Here is an 18460-nt window from a genome sequence, read left to right on the forward strand (position 1 = left end):
ATTGCCAAGTACAAGGCGGAAATTACAGTAACTAGTGGTTCTAATTACAAAATTTGCAACACAGTAATTGGTAATTAAAGCCATGAAAAACGATTAGATACTTATTTAGATTGGTATAAATAACGGATACAGAACGATGAAGACTCCGCGCTTTAGAACTTCTGACAGTCGCCGGCGTTTCTTGCGAGACGCTATGCGGACAGCCGTCGGTGTCGGTACGGCAGCAACCGTACTGGGTTTGCAAACCAAGCAAAGCCAGGCGGATGTCGGTGTGCCGATCCGTCCGCCGGGGGCGCTAGATGAGCCTGATTTCCTTCAGGCTTGTTTGCGCTGTGGTTTGTGTGTACAGGCCTGCCCTTATGACACGTTGAAACTGGCAACACTTGTTTCGCCGGTAGCGGCTGGGACACCGTATTTTACGGCCCGGGATATACCGTGTGAGATGTGTGAAGACATTCCTTGTGTTGTGGCATGCCCAAGTGGCGCCCTTGATCCTGCGTTGCAGGACATTGATGACGCCAGAATGGGGACGGCAGTACTGATTGACCATGAAACGTGCCTGAACTGGCTGGGTTTGCGTTGCGATGTTTGTCACCGGGTTTGCCCGCTGATTGATGAGGCGATCACCTTAGAGCCTGTCCGCAACCAACGAACGGGCTATCACGCCAAGTTTATCCCAACCGTACATTCTGATGCGTGTACGGGGTGTGGTAAATGCGAGTTAGCCTGTGTGTTGGATGAAGCGGCGATCAAGGTGGTACCAACAGCGCTTGCCAAGGGACAAATGGGGCAGCATTACCGATTAGGCTGGGAAGAGAAGGCACGACAAGGTGAAAGCCTGATCCCTGAAGATCTGACGTTGCCAGTCCGAAAACCTGAGAACTCAGGGGGAGGTCTGTAATGGCAAAGCGCTTTGTGAAAAACCACGCAAAAGATGCCGGCAAGGCGGCAGTTAAAACGCTGGGCTGGTGGAAAGCACATCGCTTTTTTCTGCTGAGACGTAGCTGCCAGCTGCTGATTATCGGCTTGTTTATGGTAGGGCCAACTCTGGGAGTGCTGCGGGGCAACCTGTCATCAAGTTCCTTGTTCGACACCATACCTATGACAGATCCGCTGATCTTGCTGCAAACCATTGCTGCAGGTCACCTGCCTGAGCTGACTGCATTGCTGGGGGCACTGATTGTGGTGGTGTTCTATGCCGTGATTGGGCCGCGAGTATTTTGCGGCTGGGTCTGTCCGCTGAATATGGTGACGGATTTAGCAGCATGGCTGCGGCGGAAGCTTGGGCTTAAGGTCAGCTACAACTGGTCTCCCCGTATACGTTATTGGCTGTTGCCGGTTTTGCTGCTGGGCAGTGCTGTTTCTGGCACCGTGCTGTGGAGCTGGATTGATCCGGTTGCTGCATTGCACCGGGGGTTGATCTTCGGTATGGGCGCAAGCTGGATCCTGATTGTTCTGGTGTTTGTGCTGGATTTGCTTCTGGTTGAACACGGTTGGTGTGGGCATTTATGCCCGCTGGGGGCCGCTTACGGCGTGATTGGCCGCAAGAGCCTGCTCCGGGTAACCGCCACTAACCGTGAGGCATGCAATAAGTGTATGGATTGCTTCAATGTGTGCCCCGAGCCAGAAATACTGCGGCAGCCACTAAAAGAAGGTGATCGGCGGGTCATGAGCCAGGACTGTATCAGTTGCGGGCGCTGCATCGATGTCTGTTCCGAAAGGGTATTGGAATTTAAAACAAGAATTGGAGCCAAATATGAAGGGTAAGTTTGTTGTGCCTGCACTGCTTGCAGCATTTGTTAGCGTGACAGCATTCGCTGAGGTTACCTCGCTACGCGGCGATCAAGATATTGGCGATAGCAATGAGGTCGCTGCGATTAAGCAAGTACCGAAAAAGCAGGATCGCTTAGCACTTGATTATGTTAACCAGCCGCCGTTAATCCCACATTCGACCGATCAGGTACAGCTCAACCCGAGCAACAATGGTTGTTTGGAATGCCATGATGTGGACAAGTACCGCAAATCGGGCGCACCTCGAGTTAGTCCGACTCACTACATGGATCGTGACAACAAGATGTTGGGAGACGTGGCACCGCGTCGTTACTTCTGCTTGCAGTGCCATGTTACACAGGTCGATGCAACGCCATTGGTTGAAAATACCTTTCAGCCTGCTGGTAAATTTGGCCAATAGGAGGTTGTATGGGAATTAAGCTACCCGGCTTTATTCAGCGCTTCTGGATATGGTTCAGAAAACCGAGTCATTTCGCTATCGGAAGTATACTGACGGTAGGTATTGTGGTAGGGATCGTTTTCTGGGGCGGGTTTAATACCGCCATGGAAATGAGTAACCAGGAAGATTTCTGTATCAGCTGCCATGAAATGGAGAATAACGTTTACCAGGAATATGTCGGTACCATTCACTACAACAACCGCAGCGGCGTGAGGGCAACCTGCCCTGATTGCCATGTACCCAAAGAGTGGGTACCAAAGATGGTACGTAAGATCCAGGCCAGTAAAGAGCTGTATGCCAAGGCGTTTGGTATTGTCGATACCCCCAAGAAGTTTGAAGAGCATCGATTTGAGATGGCTTCACGCGAGTGGGAGAGAATGAAAGCCAATGATTCGCAGGAATGTCGAAACTGCCATAACTTCGAATATATGGACTTCACTACCCAGAAGCCAGTTGCTTCCAGGATCCACAATGATGCGGAAGATGAAGGTAAAACTTGCATCGACTGCCATAAGGGGATTGCGCATCAGTTACCGAAGGGGCATAAAATAGAAAAAGCAATTTAACTATATTGCCGATACTTGAAATGACAATCCCCAATTGAGTAATCAGTTGGGGATTTTTTTATATTTACTTAAACTAGTCAAGGGCATTGATCTAGATGAAGGCTGGAACGAGTGAGTAGTGATGATTATTACCAACACCTTTCTGGAGAAACAAAGCCAGAAACGTCACTTTTTCTGATTTTCATATTGTTCACAAACATATACCTAAGCAGTTAATGGTTACGACAGTACGTTTAATCGATGGATAAATTGTACGCTCTCTTGTGAGACTATAATAAAATAGACTGAATATTTATGATGACGATGATGTATAGTGGGCAATGGTTCACGTTAAAATACTTTATTAAAAGAGATAATTAATTAACATAGGGTTTAAATCCACTTTCAGAGCTAGCTCTAATAGTTATATTGAAGTTTAGCTATTTACAGGCTAGGTTTCAGAATAAAGGGTGTTAATTACCCTGTTGTTTTCATGTTTTTATAAAATAGCGTGTCAAATCTTTGGTATTTTACTAGTTATTAATTTCAGGATGGTCTTTAAATGGATTTTTTGCATGAATTTGTTTACTACGCTAAACAGTACCCCCGAGTAGTAATACAAGCCCATGACTTTCCAGACCATGATGCTATCTCATCCGCATTTGCCCTGAGCCATATCCTTGCTCAGCTTAACATCGAAACCGAGCTAGTATATAACGGCAGTATCGATCGCGTTTCGATCCATAAGATGATAAAGAGGTGCGGTATTCCGATAAAGCACTGGCAGGAGTCGGATCTGGTCCCCGAAGATATCATCATCACTGTGGATGGCTGTGTTGGTGAAAAAAACCTGCTTGATCTGCCTGGTAATGAAGTGGCAGTTATCGATCACCACCAGGTGGCTGTTCCTGATAACCTTTGGTTTAGCGATGTACGGCCAGGTTATGGATCTACAGCCACAATAATGGTGGAATATTTCGATACATTGGGCCTAGAAATGCCCCAATCTGTGGCAACTGCATTGCATATTGGTTTGAATATCGATACGGCAAATTTAACCAGGGGCTACTGTGCAGCAGACATTGCTGCCTTTTCATATTTGCACCAGGTAGCCGATTTTGATTGGGTGAACCGCATATGTTGTAACACACTGCAGGAGATGGATCTTGAGTATTTTAGAGCAGCTCTCAACAATATATTTATTGAAAGTCGGGTGGCATTTGTTTACCTGAAAGGAGATTGCTCAAAGAATATGCTGGGTATTTTGGGGGATTTCGTATTGTCTGTTGAAGAGATTGATGTCACTATTTTAGCCTTATCGACAGGCGGTAATATCCATGTATCACTGCGCTCGGAACATGCAGGCTGCAATGTGGCAGAACTGGTTAAAGAAACACTAAATAAGAAGGGAATCGGTTTTGGTGGCGGGCACGGGCATATGGCTGGTGGTGTGATTAGCTGTGAAAAATTCCTGAGAGAAGAGGACACCGAGTCACGGTTACGAACTATTTTCTTTGATCAGATCAATTGGAGTAGGCTGGCTGGTTAAACAACAATATAAAGAGTGCTCTAGTTTAAGAGCACTCATTCTGATTTGATTTTTCAAATCAATTAAATAACCTTTGTCTTATACAAATCTATTCTAGACGTAACCTTCTTGAGGTAATATTTAGTTTCATCATAAGGTAAGTTACTCAGTAATTTTTGATATACTTCATCTGCTGACATTTTATTGATAATTACAGCTGCACGATTGATATTACGGGAGCCATCCGGATTAAAAGCCTTAGCCACATTACCTGCTCCGGTGTTATATGCAGAAATAATGCAATATAATCGGCTTTCAGGGTTCTCAATTCGTTTCAAGTACTGAGTGTCAAGAATATTAAGGTAGGCCGTTCCGGTTTCAACATTGGTTTCTGGAATGTAGAGATCTGTTGAGCGCATTGGACTATCGATTTTGCGAAACTTCCTATTTACATCGTGACCAGCAGTTGTCGGGACTATTTGCATTAATCCATAGGCTGGTACCAGTGATTTAGCCTTCGGATCAAAACTCGATTCTGAATGCATTATCGCCATAATAAGCGAAGCAGGGACTTCCCACTCCTGGCTTTCTTTTTCAGCTAAACCAACGAACTTTTCAGCGCGTTTACTCAGGCTATTTTTCGGGAGGCTGACACGGTATTCCACCACTTTTTTCTTAGCCAGCTCAGAATTATCACGCTTATTTCGATTTTCTTTATATACTTGATTCAGATCGCTCATGCGCTTTTTGGCATTGGCTATCAAGGCTTTTTTCTGTGTATGGGTAGCTTCTTCTACCGCTGCTTCCAGCTGAGCTCCTCCTTCTCTGAATCGCTCGGCTTCTTTGTCAAGTTCATTCAACTGAGTATTCGTTTGAGTAATAATAAGTTGCTTTGCTTCTTTTTCATTTTTCTCACTAAACTCGACCGGTTTCGTGGCCACCTTACCTTGTGTCAACTCTGCTGTATTCTCAATACCCGCAGAAGTAAGCAACAAGGAATTCTTGTCTTCCATTACTTGGGAAAGTTTTTTTTCAAGCTGCTGCTGAGCAGCGTCTTCAGATACGGAAGCATCAACAAGCACGGCTACTCGCAGTTCATTATTTTCATAATCAACTACGGTCTTACTTTGCTTATCCTGTGAGTATTCAACCTTAGTTAGCGATTTTGAAATTTCACCTGTACCCCATTCGCCAATAACTGCCGCTCGATATTGGTCAAATTCTTCAAGGTAAGCGGTACGCCATCCTTGATACTCTGTAAGATAAGTTGCCATCCATTTAACAAACTCTTCTTGCTTCTGTTTTGGCGATTGATTTAATTGGGCAACCTCAGAATCAAGTTCAGAAAACAGATCTTTCTCAGCAAACGTAGACGTCGGCACTAACGCCAGAGCGATCATGACAGAAAGTACTTTTTTCATTAAATGTCCTTTTTACATATTGGCATAAAACCGAATATAACCGTAAACTTAATCCACCTGCCGAAGTCGTAGGATTAGCATTACACCTGATTGCATCAAAGAGATTAGTTAAATGCTGCATTCGGACGAAAGAAAGGCTGGCTAAGCAGCCTTTTGTTTTTCAGGTTACTGGGTACTTAGCGAGCTCAATACTGCTTTTAACTCTTCAGCGGCTTTTTCATTGCTGAATTTCTGCCACAGTTCTGACTCACGATCCCCGACGGTTGTAGCAATTTTAGATACATTTGCATCATAAGCTGCTTTATCCATACCAACGAGTGTGTACAAACCACCGACTGGACTCATTTGAGTGCGCAAAATACGGCTGTTGGCTAAAGTACGCGAAGTTACGTTTTTAGATACAGACTTAAACTGCTCGGTCGCTTCTTCGATTACGGCTTCATTGGTCGATTTAATGCTTGATTCGGCGGCCTGTTGGAACAAATTATTCACATTAGTTTCAAAGTTCTGTGCCAGACGCTTACGCGCATCGTTAGCAGCGATATCACGCATTATGCCCATACCTGCGACACTCTTCTTCGCATAACCGACGCCGCCTATTTCAACACCTTGTGGCATAACATCACAAATCCAACGTGGTGCTTCTGTTTCAGGAGCGTCGGGGTAGGTACAATTCATTAAAGTCACGTCTTCAATTGTTTGATGACTCTGACAACCAGCAAGAGCAGCAGTTACAGCTACAATCAGTAACGTTTTTTTCATCATTATTCCTTATCACTAAAATATTTTGTCTGCCGACTCGGTTACTGTATTACATAAATATTCGGTAAAATCATTGCCATCACAAACACCGTTAAAATCTGTTTTTGCGGTATCACCTTTTTGGACCTGTTTTGCAATTTCTTTATCAATAACTACCCATGAATACTTCGCCTTGATCGCGTCATTTGCATTATCAACTACATAACCATCACCGTATTGATGAGTTTCAATCTCAATATTGCCTTCACCATCGTCCACTTTTTCTCGTGATGTAAGTAGAACAGTCTGGTTAGGCTCAACATTACGCTTGGAACCAAGAGAGACTTTAATCATGTCAGCTGACTCGCAAGAGCGCATTTCCATCACAACACCAACAGGTGCCAATGCATTCTTAATTTTTTGATCGACGCGAGTGAGTGCATTTTTGGCTGCTGTTGTTAGCATGCTATTGTAGTCTTCTTTTGTATACGGGCAATTTGAGTTACGTGTATCACGGGATTGGCTATCATCACCATCAAGTTCAATCCTTGCTACTGTCTCCATCGATGGCATAGCAACAATTTTTGTTGTACCCGTTACTTCTGCTTTATAGCGGCAAGCGGCTGGCACATAGTGACTTTTTCCATCATCATCTTCCCAACTGTATGCCTCTCTAAATGAATGGTCAAAATTAGCGCCGCTTACATCAGTTATAAGTGCAAAGTCGGCAACCGGAACCTTTCCTGAATTATATTTTCCGGTCGATTCGGCAAGTCGGATCTCATTTTTTAGTTTTTTGGCAAGAGAGCGATCAACCACGTCAGTACCTGTTTTGCTTACCTCGTTTTCAATAAGTGAAGTAAGCTTCTTACTCATACGTGCCGACGCTATATCATCAAATTCAATTTCAGCAGGAAGAACGATAGCACTGTATTTTTCGGTATTCTTTCCAGGGACCTCACTAACAGGAATATTAACACGCGAGTTGGGGGGACACACCTCTTTCACTGCACAACCACTTAAAACTGCTGCTGAAAGTGCAGCCACTACAAATTGCTTTTTCATTAACCTAAGTCCTCTGACGATTAGTTTTATTATTTAATACCCAGCGCCTTCCACACTCCTTGTTCTTCAAGTTGTTGTGAGAAATGTCTGGCGGCCCCTTCCTGAGCCATTTTGTAGCTTGATACTGAATTGCCAGTGGCAATAAGCTCATGGCTTCCTAGTACACTTTTCGTCTTACTTTGGGTTAGCAAAGTGGCGCTGACTGTTGTGATGTAGGCTTCCATTAAATATTGTTGGCGCCAGTCAGTATCAAAAACTAATACGTGAGAGTATCGAGTCGCATTTGTGGAAGTGGTTGAAATACCTTCCTGACTCAATTGATTGGCAAGCATTTTAACCATCCACTTATCTTGCTTGCCACCTTTAATATAAATCACCGTAGATGCCTTCACTGCATCCACTTTTCTCTGTAACTCGTCGATGACAGGCATCCACCCCTGCTCAGGCTGCTCTGAAACTACAGCCAGCATTGTGGTCCGTGTTAAAGCGTTTGCACGTACCTGATCGATATTTCGGTTTTGTAACCACCAAACTAATGAGTCAGTTGATTTAAATGCTTGCAGCTGGCGATTTGCATCCGCTTCAATTTCTTTTAGCTCACGGCGTAGCTGAGCAGCAATGTCTGCTTTGGATATTTTAGCTTCTACATAATAGGTGTAATCATCAAGCTGCTCACTTTTTGTGAATTGAGCACCAGTAAGTATAACAGGGGCCGTTTTTGTTTTGACTTTCAAGTCATTAAAACTTTGGAAGTTTTCCCCATTATTAGTCTGCCGCAAAATATTGCGTGAGTAGCTTGATGACTCAACTTGTGTCCATAAACGTTGTGTAATCTGAGACAGCGCATTTTTTTGAGCTTGAATGATATTGCGCCCTTGACCTACAACAAAATAGTGTTGATTAGTTTCAACTTTAGGTTGTGTAGCCCATTCTGGAATAGTCGTTGACTGGCAGCCAGTTAAAGTTAAAGCCGCTCCTAGAAATAATGCTTTTTTCAAATTATATGTGGTCATCTTATCAACCCTTTGCGAAATAAGCGTTATATTCAAAACGGGTCAAATAACTTTCTGCCATTACTGAAGGAAAAAGTTCAGTGACTGCATACGCATTTGGCTGCTGCATTCGAACTGTCGTTAACTCTCCAGTCAAAGATTCCTGACCTTGGTTTAAGGCATGATTAAGTGACTTTAGACTGTTAACAGTTATTTGTGGAGTCTCACCATAATCAACAATACCAACCATCAACGTATAAAACATGGCATTACGGCCAAGCTCTTGGCTTTCTAAGTAATAATTAATATTGCCGCTATCTGTGAAGTAAGGGCCGGCCTGATCGAAAAGTTGAACAAGTGATATGTCATTAAGTTCACCATTGTAATATGGCAATGAAGCTTTGAAATCGTTGACAAGAGACACAACTGAAATACCAACAATACGATCGTATTTTACTGCCAGCGACATCAAGTATTTATCGTCTTTATAATACCGGAAGGTTACATCCGATTCTAATTTTGATTGTTTTATTGCTTGTGCCACACCAAGCTCTGACTCTGCATATTCAAGAGTATGACCAATGCTAATTTTACTTAATCGGGCATATTCTACTTCATTAGTCCAAATCGCCTTAATGCCTTCATAGGATGTGACCACGACTTCTTTAGTATCGTTCCACTGGCCAATTGACAACATAATCGCAACAACGGTAAGTGCAGTGCTCTGCACTTTCTGCCAAAAGCTGATTTCATCTCTTATTTCACAGAGTTCTTCGAGATCTGTTGTTTGGTTGCTTTCCATTTTGAGACATTGATCCAATATCAGAAGATTGGATAACATCTTAATCTATCAATTAGCCGCAAACATCAAGATAAAGTATGAAATGGCGCTCACATCACACTGTATGCATATGTATAGTGATGCTTATCACTAATATCTATAGGTTGCGATATGCTTGATAACCATTATGTAACATCCTTGCAGTAATGTTGTTCTGGTTATAACTCACTGTGACCAATTCCATGTTGGAAAACACCTCTGCAGGTACTGCCGATGCTGTTCCTTCAGTCAATAATACGGCTATGATTGCAGCCAGACGACTCCCGCCCTGCTACTTGTTCTTCAAGTAATCTGTCTACCCGTTGTCTACGGCTGAGACGATGCCGTTTTGGGAGCAGATAGGTTTTCATCGCCAAAACTTCTTTCGTAACGGCTATTTCTCCTTCTTGTCTATAACGTGACTTTCATTCATTAGCCCCTGCTTTTGGCTTATCCTCCAGTGCAAAGTAAATCTTGCTGACGCTGATTTCAGCGATGAGAATCACAAAGATAACGGCAAAGAATGCTACCACGCCATTGAGCGGTCCGCTGAACGCCACCTTGTCACCGAATAAAATATTGATAGCTTCCAGCATGATGATTTTTGAGCCAACCAAAATGATATAGGTAGAAAGGCCGCGATAGATCTTGGGAGCGACACCTTCTTTGCTTTTGAAGTAATTGGCAAGGCGATGCTCGGCAGCAATCGATAGCTTTAATAGCACTTGCAGCAAGATGGCAGCGGCAAGGGAGATAGTGAAAGATTTTATCGTGACATAGCCCCAGTATTCCTCGAACAAGTTCAGCACGGTTAGGTCAACTAAGACTGCGAGCGTGTAGCCGACGAATAGTCTCTGAGGAGTATTAAATCCATATTGACGCTGTGCGTTATTCCCTAAATTTTCACTTTGATCTGTCATAAAGGCTTCCGAGACGCGTGGATTTTTCAATAAATAAACTTGGCATGGACTAGAAGTTTTGTCCAATTCTTGAGGGAGCGGTTAATTGTTCATGACGTATAATATGTGCAAACGATTGCGTTCTCATGTGGTGATATTTGTGACAAGCGTTCCAACTATTGTGGGTATGATCAACTTATAGTGGTCAAGATTGCGCTATTTTAGCTTTGGATTGATGCTAATCAGGGATGTCGATTAACGCCTTTATACGGTGCATTTTCGGGTGTGCTTCGTTTTCATGAATGGCAGGCAGTAGGAGGGAAATTGGTATTCCCCTACCGAATGCTGTATTTTTAGGTGTCACTTTAGAGCAAAAGGTCTAAGTCTCCGTGGTGCCATGGATTTTCAAAATTGTATCAATCCAATATTATTTCCGGTTCAATACTAAAAAGGTGATGCGCCTGTGAGCCCAAACACTGCCTTTAACGAACAATTATTTATCGAATCCCACTACGGTGTCGTTATTCACCGGGATTTCAAGCCGCTTTATGCGGATGATAATTATGCGCGTTATTTTGGCTACCAGAGTGCTCAAGACATCCTCTCCCTACCGAGCCTATTGCAGCTGATTGCTCCGTATGAACAGCAAAATGCCATTCTTGCCAATGATGCAACCATGACAGGTAAGGCAAGGCCGGGCGTACGGACTTACAAGAATATTGACAATGAGGGCAATGAGCTCATTGTATTGACGGTTGATCACGTTATTGAATGGCAAGGACAAAAAGCCATGCAGGTAACGATTATTGATTTAAGCCAGCAAGTTGAAACTCAACGTAGGCTGCAAGCCAGTGAAGAGCGCTACCGTGAACTGGTTGATGGCTCTATCCAAGGCATTCTTGTTCACAAAAACTTCAAACCGCTATTCTGTAACCAGGCTTATGCACGAATGCTGGGCTTTGCCGATGAGCATGCTTTGATGGCTCAAAGCTCGATCCTTCCGCTTATTGGTTCTGAGCATCATCTCCAAGCACATAAAGATAACCATCAGTTGTTGATAGGGGATAAAAAGACAATAAAGACTGAAGCCAAAGGGGTTCGCAGTGATGGCTCGACGGTATGGTTGAGTCTATTATCAAGGCCCATTCAGTGGAATGGCGAGCAAGTAGTCCAGGTTACTGCGATGGATATTACCGAACAGCAAGTGCTACGTGAGCGGCTTGAGCACCGAGCTAACTACGATGGATTAACCAATCTACTCAATCGCCGTGCCGTCATGGAGCTACTGGAAAAGCAGTTTGATCATGACCAACGCTATGCTAATTCCTTGTGCTGTGTTTTGATAGATTTTGACAACTTTAAATCGGTCAATGACCAATACGGTCATCATGTCGGTGATGAGGTGCTCAAGCTCTTTGCTGCGACCTGTAAAAAAAGCATCAGAAAAAGTGACTTTATTGGTCGCTGGGGAGGCGAGGAGTTTGTGTTGGTCTTACCCAATACTGACGTTGAGCAAGCTGTGGCTATCGCCGAGCGCATTTGCGAGAGCATGACCAAACTGAGAGTAGCAGCAGAAAATGTGTACGTGGGCTTTTCTGTCAGTATGGGCGTGTCATTCCTGTCTAATGACATATCAAGTGTTGAACAATTGGTGTCTAAAGCCGATAAAGCGTTATACCAGGCTAAGTACCAGGGCAAGAATCGTGTTGTGATTGCGACAGAGGAAATGGCTGATTACATTTAGCAATCTCTTAGAAAACGTTCAATATAAAGGAAATGAAGGTGTTCATCGACTATGTAACGATAGTTGTTACAAAATCAATCAGATATGATATTGGTTTTAACTAAGTTCGGCATAACAAGCTATTAAAGTCATTATGCCGAGGTTATATCTTCAAGTTCAAGTTCAGGTTCAGGTTCAGGTTCGAATTTATGAACTATCCTTTGTTTTTATTCATAAATCTTTCCCTTGTCTTTATTAAAATACTTTGAGATTCACGTTTGATTTTATCCCTAATTAACTTTGAATCCTTACTCATACTTTTATAACCTTACCGCACTTACCACAACGATAAACTTCTTTATAGAATAAACGCTGCCAAAAATTACGTTTAATTCGTCTTACAGTGTTATGTGTACACTTCATGAATCAACCTAGCATTACTTTATTTTTAGAGTTAATACTCTAAAGTAGTATAACTAGTTTATCAGGGGGTTCTGTGACCTTCATCCAAAAATCCGATGAATGCTATGCGGCTGGTTTGCTATGTTGGTGGTGCAATTGCGCTCATATGAGTGACAAGTGTAGTAAGGGTTGCAGGATCTAAAAGAAGTACTGACTTTTTGCAATCAGCTTTCGTGACGCTCACACACCACTTCAATAGGGATCTCATTCAGGATATTATCGATAGGCTCCGGTTTGCCAATACCATATCCTTGCGCAAAATCTACTCCAATTATTTTTAACTGCTCTTTTATCGCATCATTCTCGACAAACTCAGCAATTGTTTTCATGCCCATGACATGGCCAATTTCATTGATTGATTTGACCATTGCGCCGTCAATCTGATTCTCCAATATATCTTTAACGAAAAGGCCATCTATTTTAAGCGTACTAACCGCTAAATTTTTGAGGTATGCAAACGATGATAAGCCACTGCCAAAATCATCTAAGGCAAACTGGCAGCCAAACTCTCGTAATGTATTTATAAATAAGGTTGCATCGCGTAGGTTGCTAATCGCGGCTGTTTCCGTGATTTCAAATTTGATCTTACTAGGGGCTAGGTTATTGCTTTCAATCTGCTGCATGATGTGACGAAGTAAATCGTTATCGCCTAGGGATGCACCTGATAAATTAATCGTTAGGTGATCTAAATCATCAAGCTGGGGCTGGTGTTTGTTTAACCATGAAAAGGTGTGATCGACGACCCAACGGTCAATCGGCTGAGATAAGTTATAGCGTTCTGCGGCAGGAAAAAAAGCACCGGGAGGAATAATATCGCCATCCTTAGTTCGCAGGCGTAATAGTACCTCATAAATGCGCTTATGAGGTAAATCTGATAAGGGCACAATGGGTTGTGCATACAGCTCGAACCGATTTTCGTTTAAGGCGTCTTTTATTTCATTAACCCAGCGGAATTCACCTTCTCGTTTAGCGAGCAGCGCATCATCAGAGTGATAGATATGGATCCTATTGCGGCCTAAATCTTTGGCGGCATAACAAGCCGAATCGGCATGGATCAGTACTTCTGTGGTATTCCCGGAGGTCTTGTTGACTTGAGTTAAACCAATACTTGCTCCAATACTGAATGTGTTTTTCATCCACATGAATTGAAATTTTTTCACTAATTCCAGTACAGTATTAGCCGCTTTCTCAGCCTGTTCTAGGTTGCAGTGCTTCATGAGAATAGCAAATTCATCACCACCAATTCTTGCTAAAGTATCTTGTGGTTGTATGGTTTTTTGTAATAACAAACTTAATTGACGCAATAATTCATCGCCAGCCACATGGCCACAAGTATCGTTAATAATTTTGAACTGATCGAGATCCAAGAAACAGACAGCATGTGTAGAATTTGTTTGTTGTGCATCATCGACTAGCCGGGCAAGTCTATTTTCAAATTCATACCGGTTGATCAACCCCGTAAGCATGTCGTGCGTAGCTTGGTATGATATTTTTTGCGATACAACTCTTACTTCTGTTACATCCTCTTGAATGCAAATGAAATGAGTAATAAGCCCTTTATTGTTTGAAATAGGTATTATATTAACTCGAGCCCAAAATAACTCGCCATTTTTCTTTTTATTATGTAGTTCTCCGCACCATTCATGACCTGACAGTATTGTATTCCATAACTCTTCATAGACACTTTTATCTGTGTCTCCAGATTTAAGGAGGTTAACGTTTTTTCCTATCGCTTCGTCATAGGAATAATCCGTAATTTTGGAGAACTTGGGATTAACATATTCAATAATACCATTAGTATCTGTAATGAATACGCTGTTAGGGCTACACTCTACCACCAGTGAAAGTTTATTAAGGTTGTCTGTACTCTGTTGTTTTTCAGTCGTATCATCATATACACCAACACCGCCCTCTATTTCACCACAGCTTGAATACAGGGGGACAAAATCAGCGTGGAGATACATGAATCTGTTACCGGTAATTGATGTGTAGGCACCGTCAAAAGAACTGAATTTTCCAGACAAAGACTGCTGAACGGCTTTGAGCATTTGGGGATCTTTAAGGTTTGTTAGCATGTTGAAGCCAATCAACGTATCCCTGCTGGCACCAATAATTTCCTCAAAACGTTTGTTCGTCTTAATCAATTGACCATGAGCGTCATAGTGAAAAATACCCACGGGAGAATGCTCAAGAATTGAGTTAAGTTTTGCCTCGCTTTGAACGAGCTCTGATGTTCGTTGCTCTATCCTTTTTTCCAAACGTTTAGCCAGACTGCGGGACTCTAAGGTGAGCACAAGAAACAGAGGGTAAACCAATAGTAAGAATAACGCTGAAATCACAAGCGTCTGGTACAAGTTTTCACTAAGAAGTGCTTCAATATGATTTATAGGAAGGTCGGCACCAGCGACATAAACTGTACCATCATCAGCATAGAGAGGAATAAAAATACTACGAAAACGTCCCCACTTATCGGTATATTCAAGAAAGCTTGTTTCGCCATTGCGAAATACTTGGTATACCAAAGGGTCCACATCATTATAGTGATCGAAAAAAAACGTTAGGTTTTCATGGCTCTTTAGTTCATGGTCGGATGCACTCGAGGAAGTAAAGAAAATTTTATCATCCTGCAATATCAGAGTATAAATGTAAGCGATTGTACTGTTACGTGTATATTCTGATAACTTCAAGGTGTTTTCTATATCCTGCTGCGCTGAGAGATCACTTTTTGCCATTTCCTTATTATGAAACTTATTTGGCAACAATAACGGAATGGTAAGAGCAGCAGTTTCAAGTTGCTGATCTAAAGCAGAATAAAGCTGTTTCTTTTCTTGATAGTAACTGAAAGCAGCAAAGGCAATGACCCAGGCCACGTAGAGCGTAATGGCGAAGTAAATTCGTTTATTATTTTTTATACGCGGCATTTAGGCAAGAGGAGTCAGATTGATAGTGGAGGATAAATATTGCTCTCCTTGTGATTGAATTGCAATAGGAAAGTGCCATTTCTGCCTATAAATACACCAAAACTGGTGTGGGCTAGTTGCACAAGTGCGTGCTGTGTCCACTTTAGGTGATATAGGCCAGCCTAGTATAGCTGACCAGGCAATCCAGTCTTTTGGATGTTTATAAAGGGCTAACAATAGACTTGGCTGGGTTACCAACAACCCTATCGCCAGGTGCAACATCTCGGGTAACCACAGCTCCTTCGCCCACAATCGCTTCTTTTCCAACTCTTACCCCTGGCAAGATTATCGCGCCACCACCGATCCAGACTCTATCTTCGATAACGACGGTTTTGGCTGTTTTCTCACCGGCTAAGCGCCGTCAGCATCCAACGCATGGGCTGCAGTATAAATCTGAACCCGAGGGCCAACATGACCCCAGAGCCAATTTCGACCCAACCGTTGTCCAAGATGATGGCATCACAATTGATATAACTTTTCTTTCCTAGGGATAGGTGGCAACCGTAACGGCCTTGCCTTGTAGTTTCTGTAATTCAGGATCCAGGCAATTGTAGGTTTTACCCGTTCTCATTTGAGTTAGTTCTGACATTGTATAGCTATATTTGAAACGCAGGATTTTACTTAAATATATTGCTAGATAGTGAGATCGAACTCATGGAAAAGTAAATATACTCAAAGTTATTTTCGGCTTGGTAAACTAGGAAGCTGTCGGGTTTATATGGGTGTTATTATTTTTATAGTGTACTTATGATAAAAAAAGCCCGCTTAAAAAGCGGGCTGATATCTAATGGAAGACTCCGGCTACTGTAACTTGAACTTATTAACCAGTATATCTAGCTGCGCATTAGCGGCCGCTAGGTTTTGGGTACTATCTACCGTTGCCTGTCCGTTTTGGGTCAACTCGAGAACCATATCGCGAATGTTGTTCATATTACGGCTGACTTCTTCGGTGACCGAGCTTTGCTCTTCTGAAGCGGTTGCAATCTGGGTACTGAGGTCGTTGATTTTGACAATAGACCCCGTCATCGTATCCAAACTATCTGTCACATTGGCGGTGTTAGCCGCTGTTCGCTCACAGCTTGTCTTGGTTACTTCCATTGCAGAAACAGCGTTGGTGGCATCTTGGCGTAGCTTGGTTAAGATCTCGTTGATTTCTGCCGTGCTGGCCTGAGTGCGTGCTGCTAGTGAACGTACTTCGTCGGCAACTACTGCAAAGCCACGTCCTTGCTCTCCGGCACGTGCTGCTTCGATTGCCGCATTCAGTGCCAGCAGGTTGGTCTGCTCGGCAATGTCACCAATCACGCCCAATACGCTAACAATTTGCTGGGTATTTTCGTTCATGGTGTTGATGCTTGATGAGGCGGCGTCTACTTCATCAACAAGGGCAATGACGCTATTCGAAGCTTCGAGGACGGTGTCTTTTGATACCATTGCCTCTTCATTGGCTTTCTGGGTATTGGCTGCGGTTTCCGTGGCGCTTTGGGCGACAGTATCAGCCGTTGAGCTCATTTCTGTAACGGCAGTAACCACCTGATCTGTTTCAGATGCATGGTTGATTAAGGCTTGGTTATTTCGCTCCGACTGTTCTGTCAGTTGGTTGATACTTTGTGTAATATGCGTAGAGGCTTGCGAAATATCCAACAGCATTGACTGGAGATAGCCGATAAAGTTATTGACTGACTGGCTGATATCGCCCAGTTCATCTTGGGAGGTAATATCAATTCGCGATGTTAGATCTGCTTCCCCGGTAGATAACGTATCAATTCGCTGCTTAAGAGTGACTAATCCTTTGATTATAGAATTAATGGCCCACCCAACAGCTAGAAGAGCGACGACCAGCAGGACAGTTGCAATCGTGATGCTCATATACACTTTGTGATCGAATATTTCTGCCGTGGCGCTGGTTAACCCTTTTTGGATACTGGTGATATCACTTTCATAAGCACCAGTGGCAATTGTCCATCCCCATTCAGGGAAAATCTTCCTGGCATAGGCAATCTTGTTTTCAGTTTTCTTGGTTGTCGGGTTTTCATAGGCAATTTTTACAAAAGCCTCTGGTTGACCGCTTAGCATGCCTGCAATCTTGCCTGTTGTGTCAGGAATAACGGTGCCGATAATCGAGGCCTTCGGGTGGGACAGGATTTTACCGTTTTTATCCTGTACCCAGAAGTAGCCATTCTGACCATATTTGCTTGAGCTGATTGTATCAAGGGCGGCCTGGATTTCATCATGTCGTAATGTACTGATGTACTCACCAGTAGCGATGACCAGATTGAGTGGCTTGAAGTAGAACGATGCTGTTAGCTTTTCTTCGATTTCTTTGGTTGCCGGGTTGCTAAAGTAGTAGCTGGTGAATCCAACAGTATTGTTTTTGGCAGCTGAAACGATGTTTCGGGCGTAGTAGTTTCCTTTGGTATCTTGCGAATCATAGGAGCTGGATCCGATAATCTTGGCATTGATCCCGTTGGCCTGGTTCACAATTGATGTCGCATCATAGGCAAAGAGGTAACGGCCACCGTTCCAGCGATACTGGTTGATAAAGGTGTAGATCGCCGCTTCGGCGTCTACGTTTGAAGTGCTGTTGTTATATATATTGTCAAAAGTGGTTTTAAAATCGGTGATCTCCGCTGCTAGCTCAGCTTTGATATTGTCGAGTTTGGTGTCTTCATAATATTCGGTAAGGGCTAAGGTAACGGTATCAACCTGACCTTTTAAGTTGTCATTTAATAATTTTTCAACTTTGTTACTTACGTTCTTCTCTTCTGTCTGTAGAACTGTTTTTTCGGTATCAATAAGACTTGTGATAAAAAAGCCCCCCATAATAAGCAACGGAAGGCATAGCATTGTTATAAGTTTGGCTTTTATTGTTAGTTTCACAATGTTAACTCTTTGATTTTATATGTATCAAGGTGGATGTATAGCTGAAGTGTATTATACAGGGTTTGTAATTGGTGTAATTATTTTGTCGTCAAGGAAATAGGAAATTGCACTCTTTATAATCAAAAATACCACATCAAATGCAACTTGTTGTTTATCTGTGGTGCTAGGAAAAATACCGGATAATAAATGCGAAT

At 42.9% G+C, this 18460-nt stretch carries 15 protein-coding genes; 6 read left to right on the forward strand and 9 right to left on the reverse strand.

The window, feature by feature from the left end; genetic code table 11:
* Window positions 1–136: 136 nt before the first annotated feature.
* The 5 genes from napG to AC51G0_RS24930 all read left to right on the forward strand — a co-directional run bounded on the left by napG (window position 137) and on the right by AC51G0_RS24930 (window position 4324).
* Complete coding sequence (gene napG, locus AC51G0_RS24910; RefSeq protein ID WP_496302253.1) at window positions 137–901, forward strand: ferredoxin-type protein NapG; 765 nt, start codon at window positions 137–139, stop codon at window positions 899–901.
* A complete protein-coding gene (napH, locus tag AC51G0_RS24915; RefSeq protein WP_496302254.1) occupies window positions 901–1767 on the forward strand; it encodes a quinol dehydrogenase ferredoxin subunit NapH in 867 nt (288 codons plus the stop codon). The genes napG and napH overlap by 1 nt, the downstream gene beginning before the upstream one ends.
* Window positions 1757–2191, forward strand: a complete 435-nt coding sequence (locus AC51G0_RS24920; RefSeq protein ID WP_496302255.1) for a nitrate reductase cytochrome c-type subunit — start codon at window positions 1757–1759, stop codon at window positions 2189–2191. Before napH ends, AC51G0_RS24920 begins: the two co-directional genes overlap by 11 nt.
* 14 nt (window positions 2192–2205) lie before the next feature.
* Complete coding sequence (gene napC / locus AC51G0_RS24925; RefSeq protein ID WP_496304196.1) at window positions 2206–2796, forward strand: cytochrome c-type protein NapC; 591 nt, start codon at window positions 2206–2208, stop codon at window positions 2794–2796.
* Window positions 2797–3337: 541 nt separating this feature from the next.
* The gene (locus tag AC51G0_RS24930) at window positions 3338–4324 is read left to right on the forward strand and encodes a DHH family phosphoesterase (protein WP_496302256.1); all 987 of its coding nucleotides are present in this window, start codon (window positions 3338–3340) and stop codon (window positions 4322–4324) included.
* 62 nt (window positions 4325–4386) lie between these two features.
* Here the strand turns inward: AC51G0_RS24930 and AC51G0_RS24935 are convergent, their stop codons facing one another.
* From AC51G0_RS24935 to AC51G0_RS24960, 6 genes are all read right to left on the reverse strand, one after another.
* Window positions 4387–5724, reverse strand: coding sequence for a transglycosylase SLT domain-containing protein (locus tag AC51G0_RS24935; protein ID WP_496302257.1), 1338 nt, complete (start codon window positions 5722–5724; stop codon window positions 4387–4389).
* 165 nt (window positions 5725–5889) lie between these two features.
* The gene (locus AC51G0_RS24940; protein ID WP_496302258.1) at window positions 5890–6489 is read right to left on the reverse strand and encodes an LPP20 family lipoprotein; all 600 of its coding nucleotides are present in this window, start codon (window positions 6487–6489) and stop codon (window positions 5890–5892) included.
* A gap of 12 nt (window positions 6490–6501) precedes the next feature.
* Complete coding sequence (locus AC51G0_RS24945) at window positions 6502–7530, reverse strand: hypothetical protein (RefSeq protein WP_496302259.1); 1029 nt, start codon at window positions 7528–7530, stop codon at window positions 6502–6504.
* A 29-nt stretch (window positions 7531–7559) separates the two neighbouring features.
* The gene (locus AC51G0_RS24950; protein ID WP_496302260.1) at window positions 7560–8543 is read right to left on the reverse strand and encodes a hypothetical protein; all 984 of its coding nucleotides are present in this window, start codon (window positions 8541–8543) and stop codon (window positions 7560–7562) included.
* Between the two features lie 4 nt (window positions 8544–8547).
* Window positions 8548–9324, reverse strand: coding sequence for an ETEC_3214 domain-containing protein (locus AC51G0_RS24955; RefSeq protein WP_496302261.1), 777 nt, complete (start codon window positions 9322–9324; stop codon window positions 8548–8550).
* 443 nt (window positions 9325–9767) lie between these two features.
* Window positions 9768–10262, reverse strand: a complete 495-nt coding sequence (locus tag AC51G0_RS24960) for a hypothetical protein (protein ID WP_496302262.1) — start codon at window positions 10260–10262, stop codon at window positions 9768–9770.
* A 442-nt stretch (window positions 10263–10704) separates the two neighbouring features.
* Here AC51G0_RS24960 and AC51G0_RS24965 point away from each other — a divergent pair, with 442 nt between their 5' ends.
* Window positions 10705–11985, forward strand: coding sequence for a sensor domain-containing diguanylate cyclase (locus AC51G0_RS24965; protein ID WP_496302264.1), 1281 nt, complete (start codon window positions 10705–10707; stop codon window positions 11983–11985).
* 605 nt (window positions 11986–12590) lie between these two features.
* Here AC51G0_RS24965 and AC51G0_RS24970 read toward each other — a convergent pair.
* The 3 genes from AC51G0_RS24970 to AC51G0_RS24980 all read right to left on the reverse strand — a co-directional run bounded on the left by AC51G0_RS24970 (window position 12591) and on the right by AC51G0_RS24980 (window position 18263).
* Entirely contained in the window at window positions 12591–15347 is a 2757-nt protein-coding gene (locus AC51G0_RS24970) for an EAL domain-containing protein (protein ID WP_496302265.1), read from the reverse strand.
* 199 nt (window positions 15348–15546) lie between these two features.
* Window positions 15547–15669, reverse strand: a complete 123-nt coding sequence (locus AC51G0_RS24975; RefSeq protein ID WP_496302266.1) for a hypothetical protein — start codon at window positions 15667–15669, stop codon at window positions 15547–15549.
* 518 nt (window positions 15670–16187) lie between these two features.
* The gene (locus tag AC51G0_RS24980) at window positions 16188–18263 is read right to left on the reverse strand and encodes a methyl-accepting chemotaxis protein (protein WP_496302268.1); all 2076 of its coding nucleotides are present in this window, start codon (window positions 18261–18263) and stop codon (window positions 16188–16190) included.
* Window positions 18264–18460: the final 197 nt, after the last annotated feature.

This window comes from Photobacterium sp. HL06 (genome assembly GCF_059552575.1).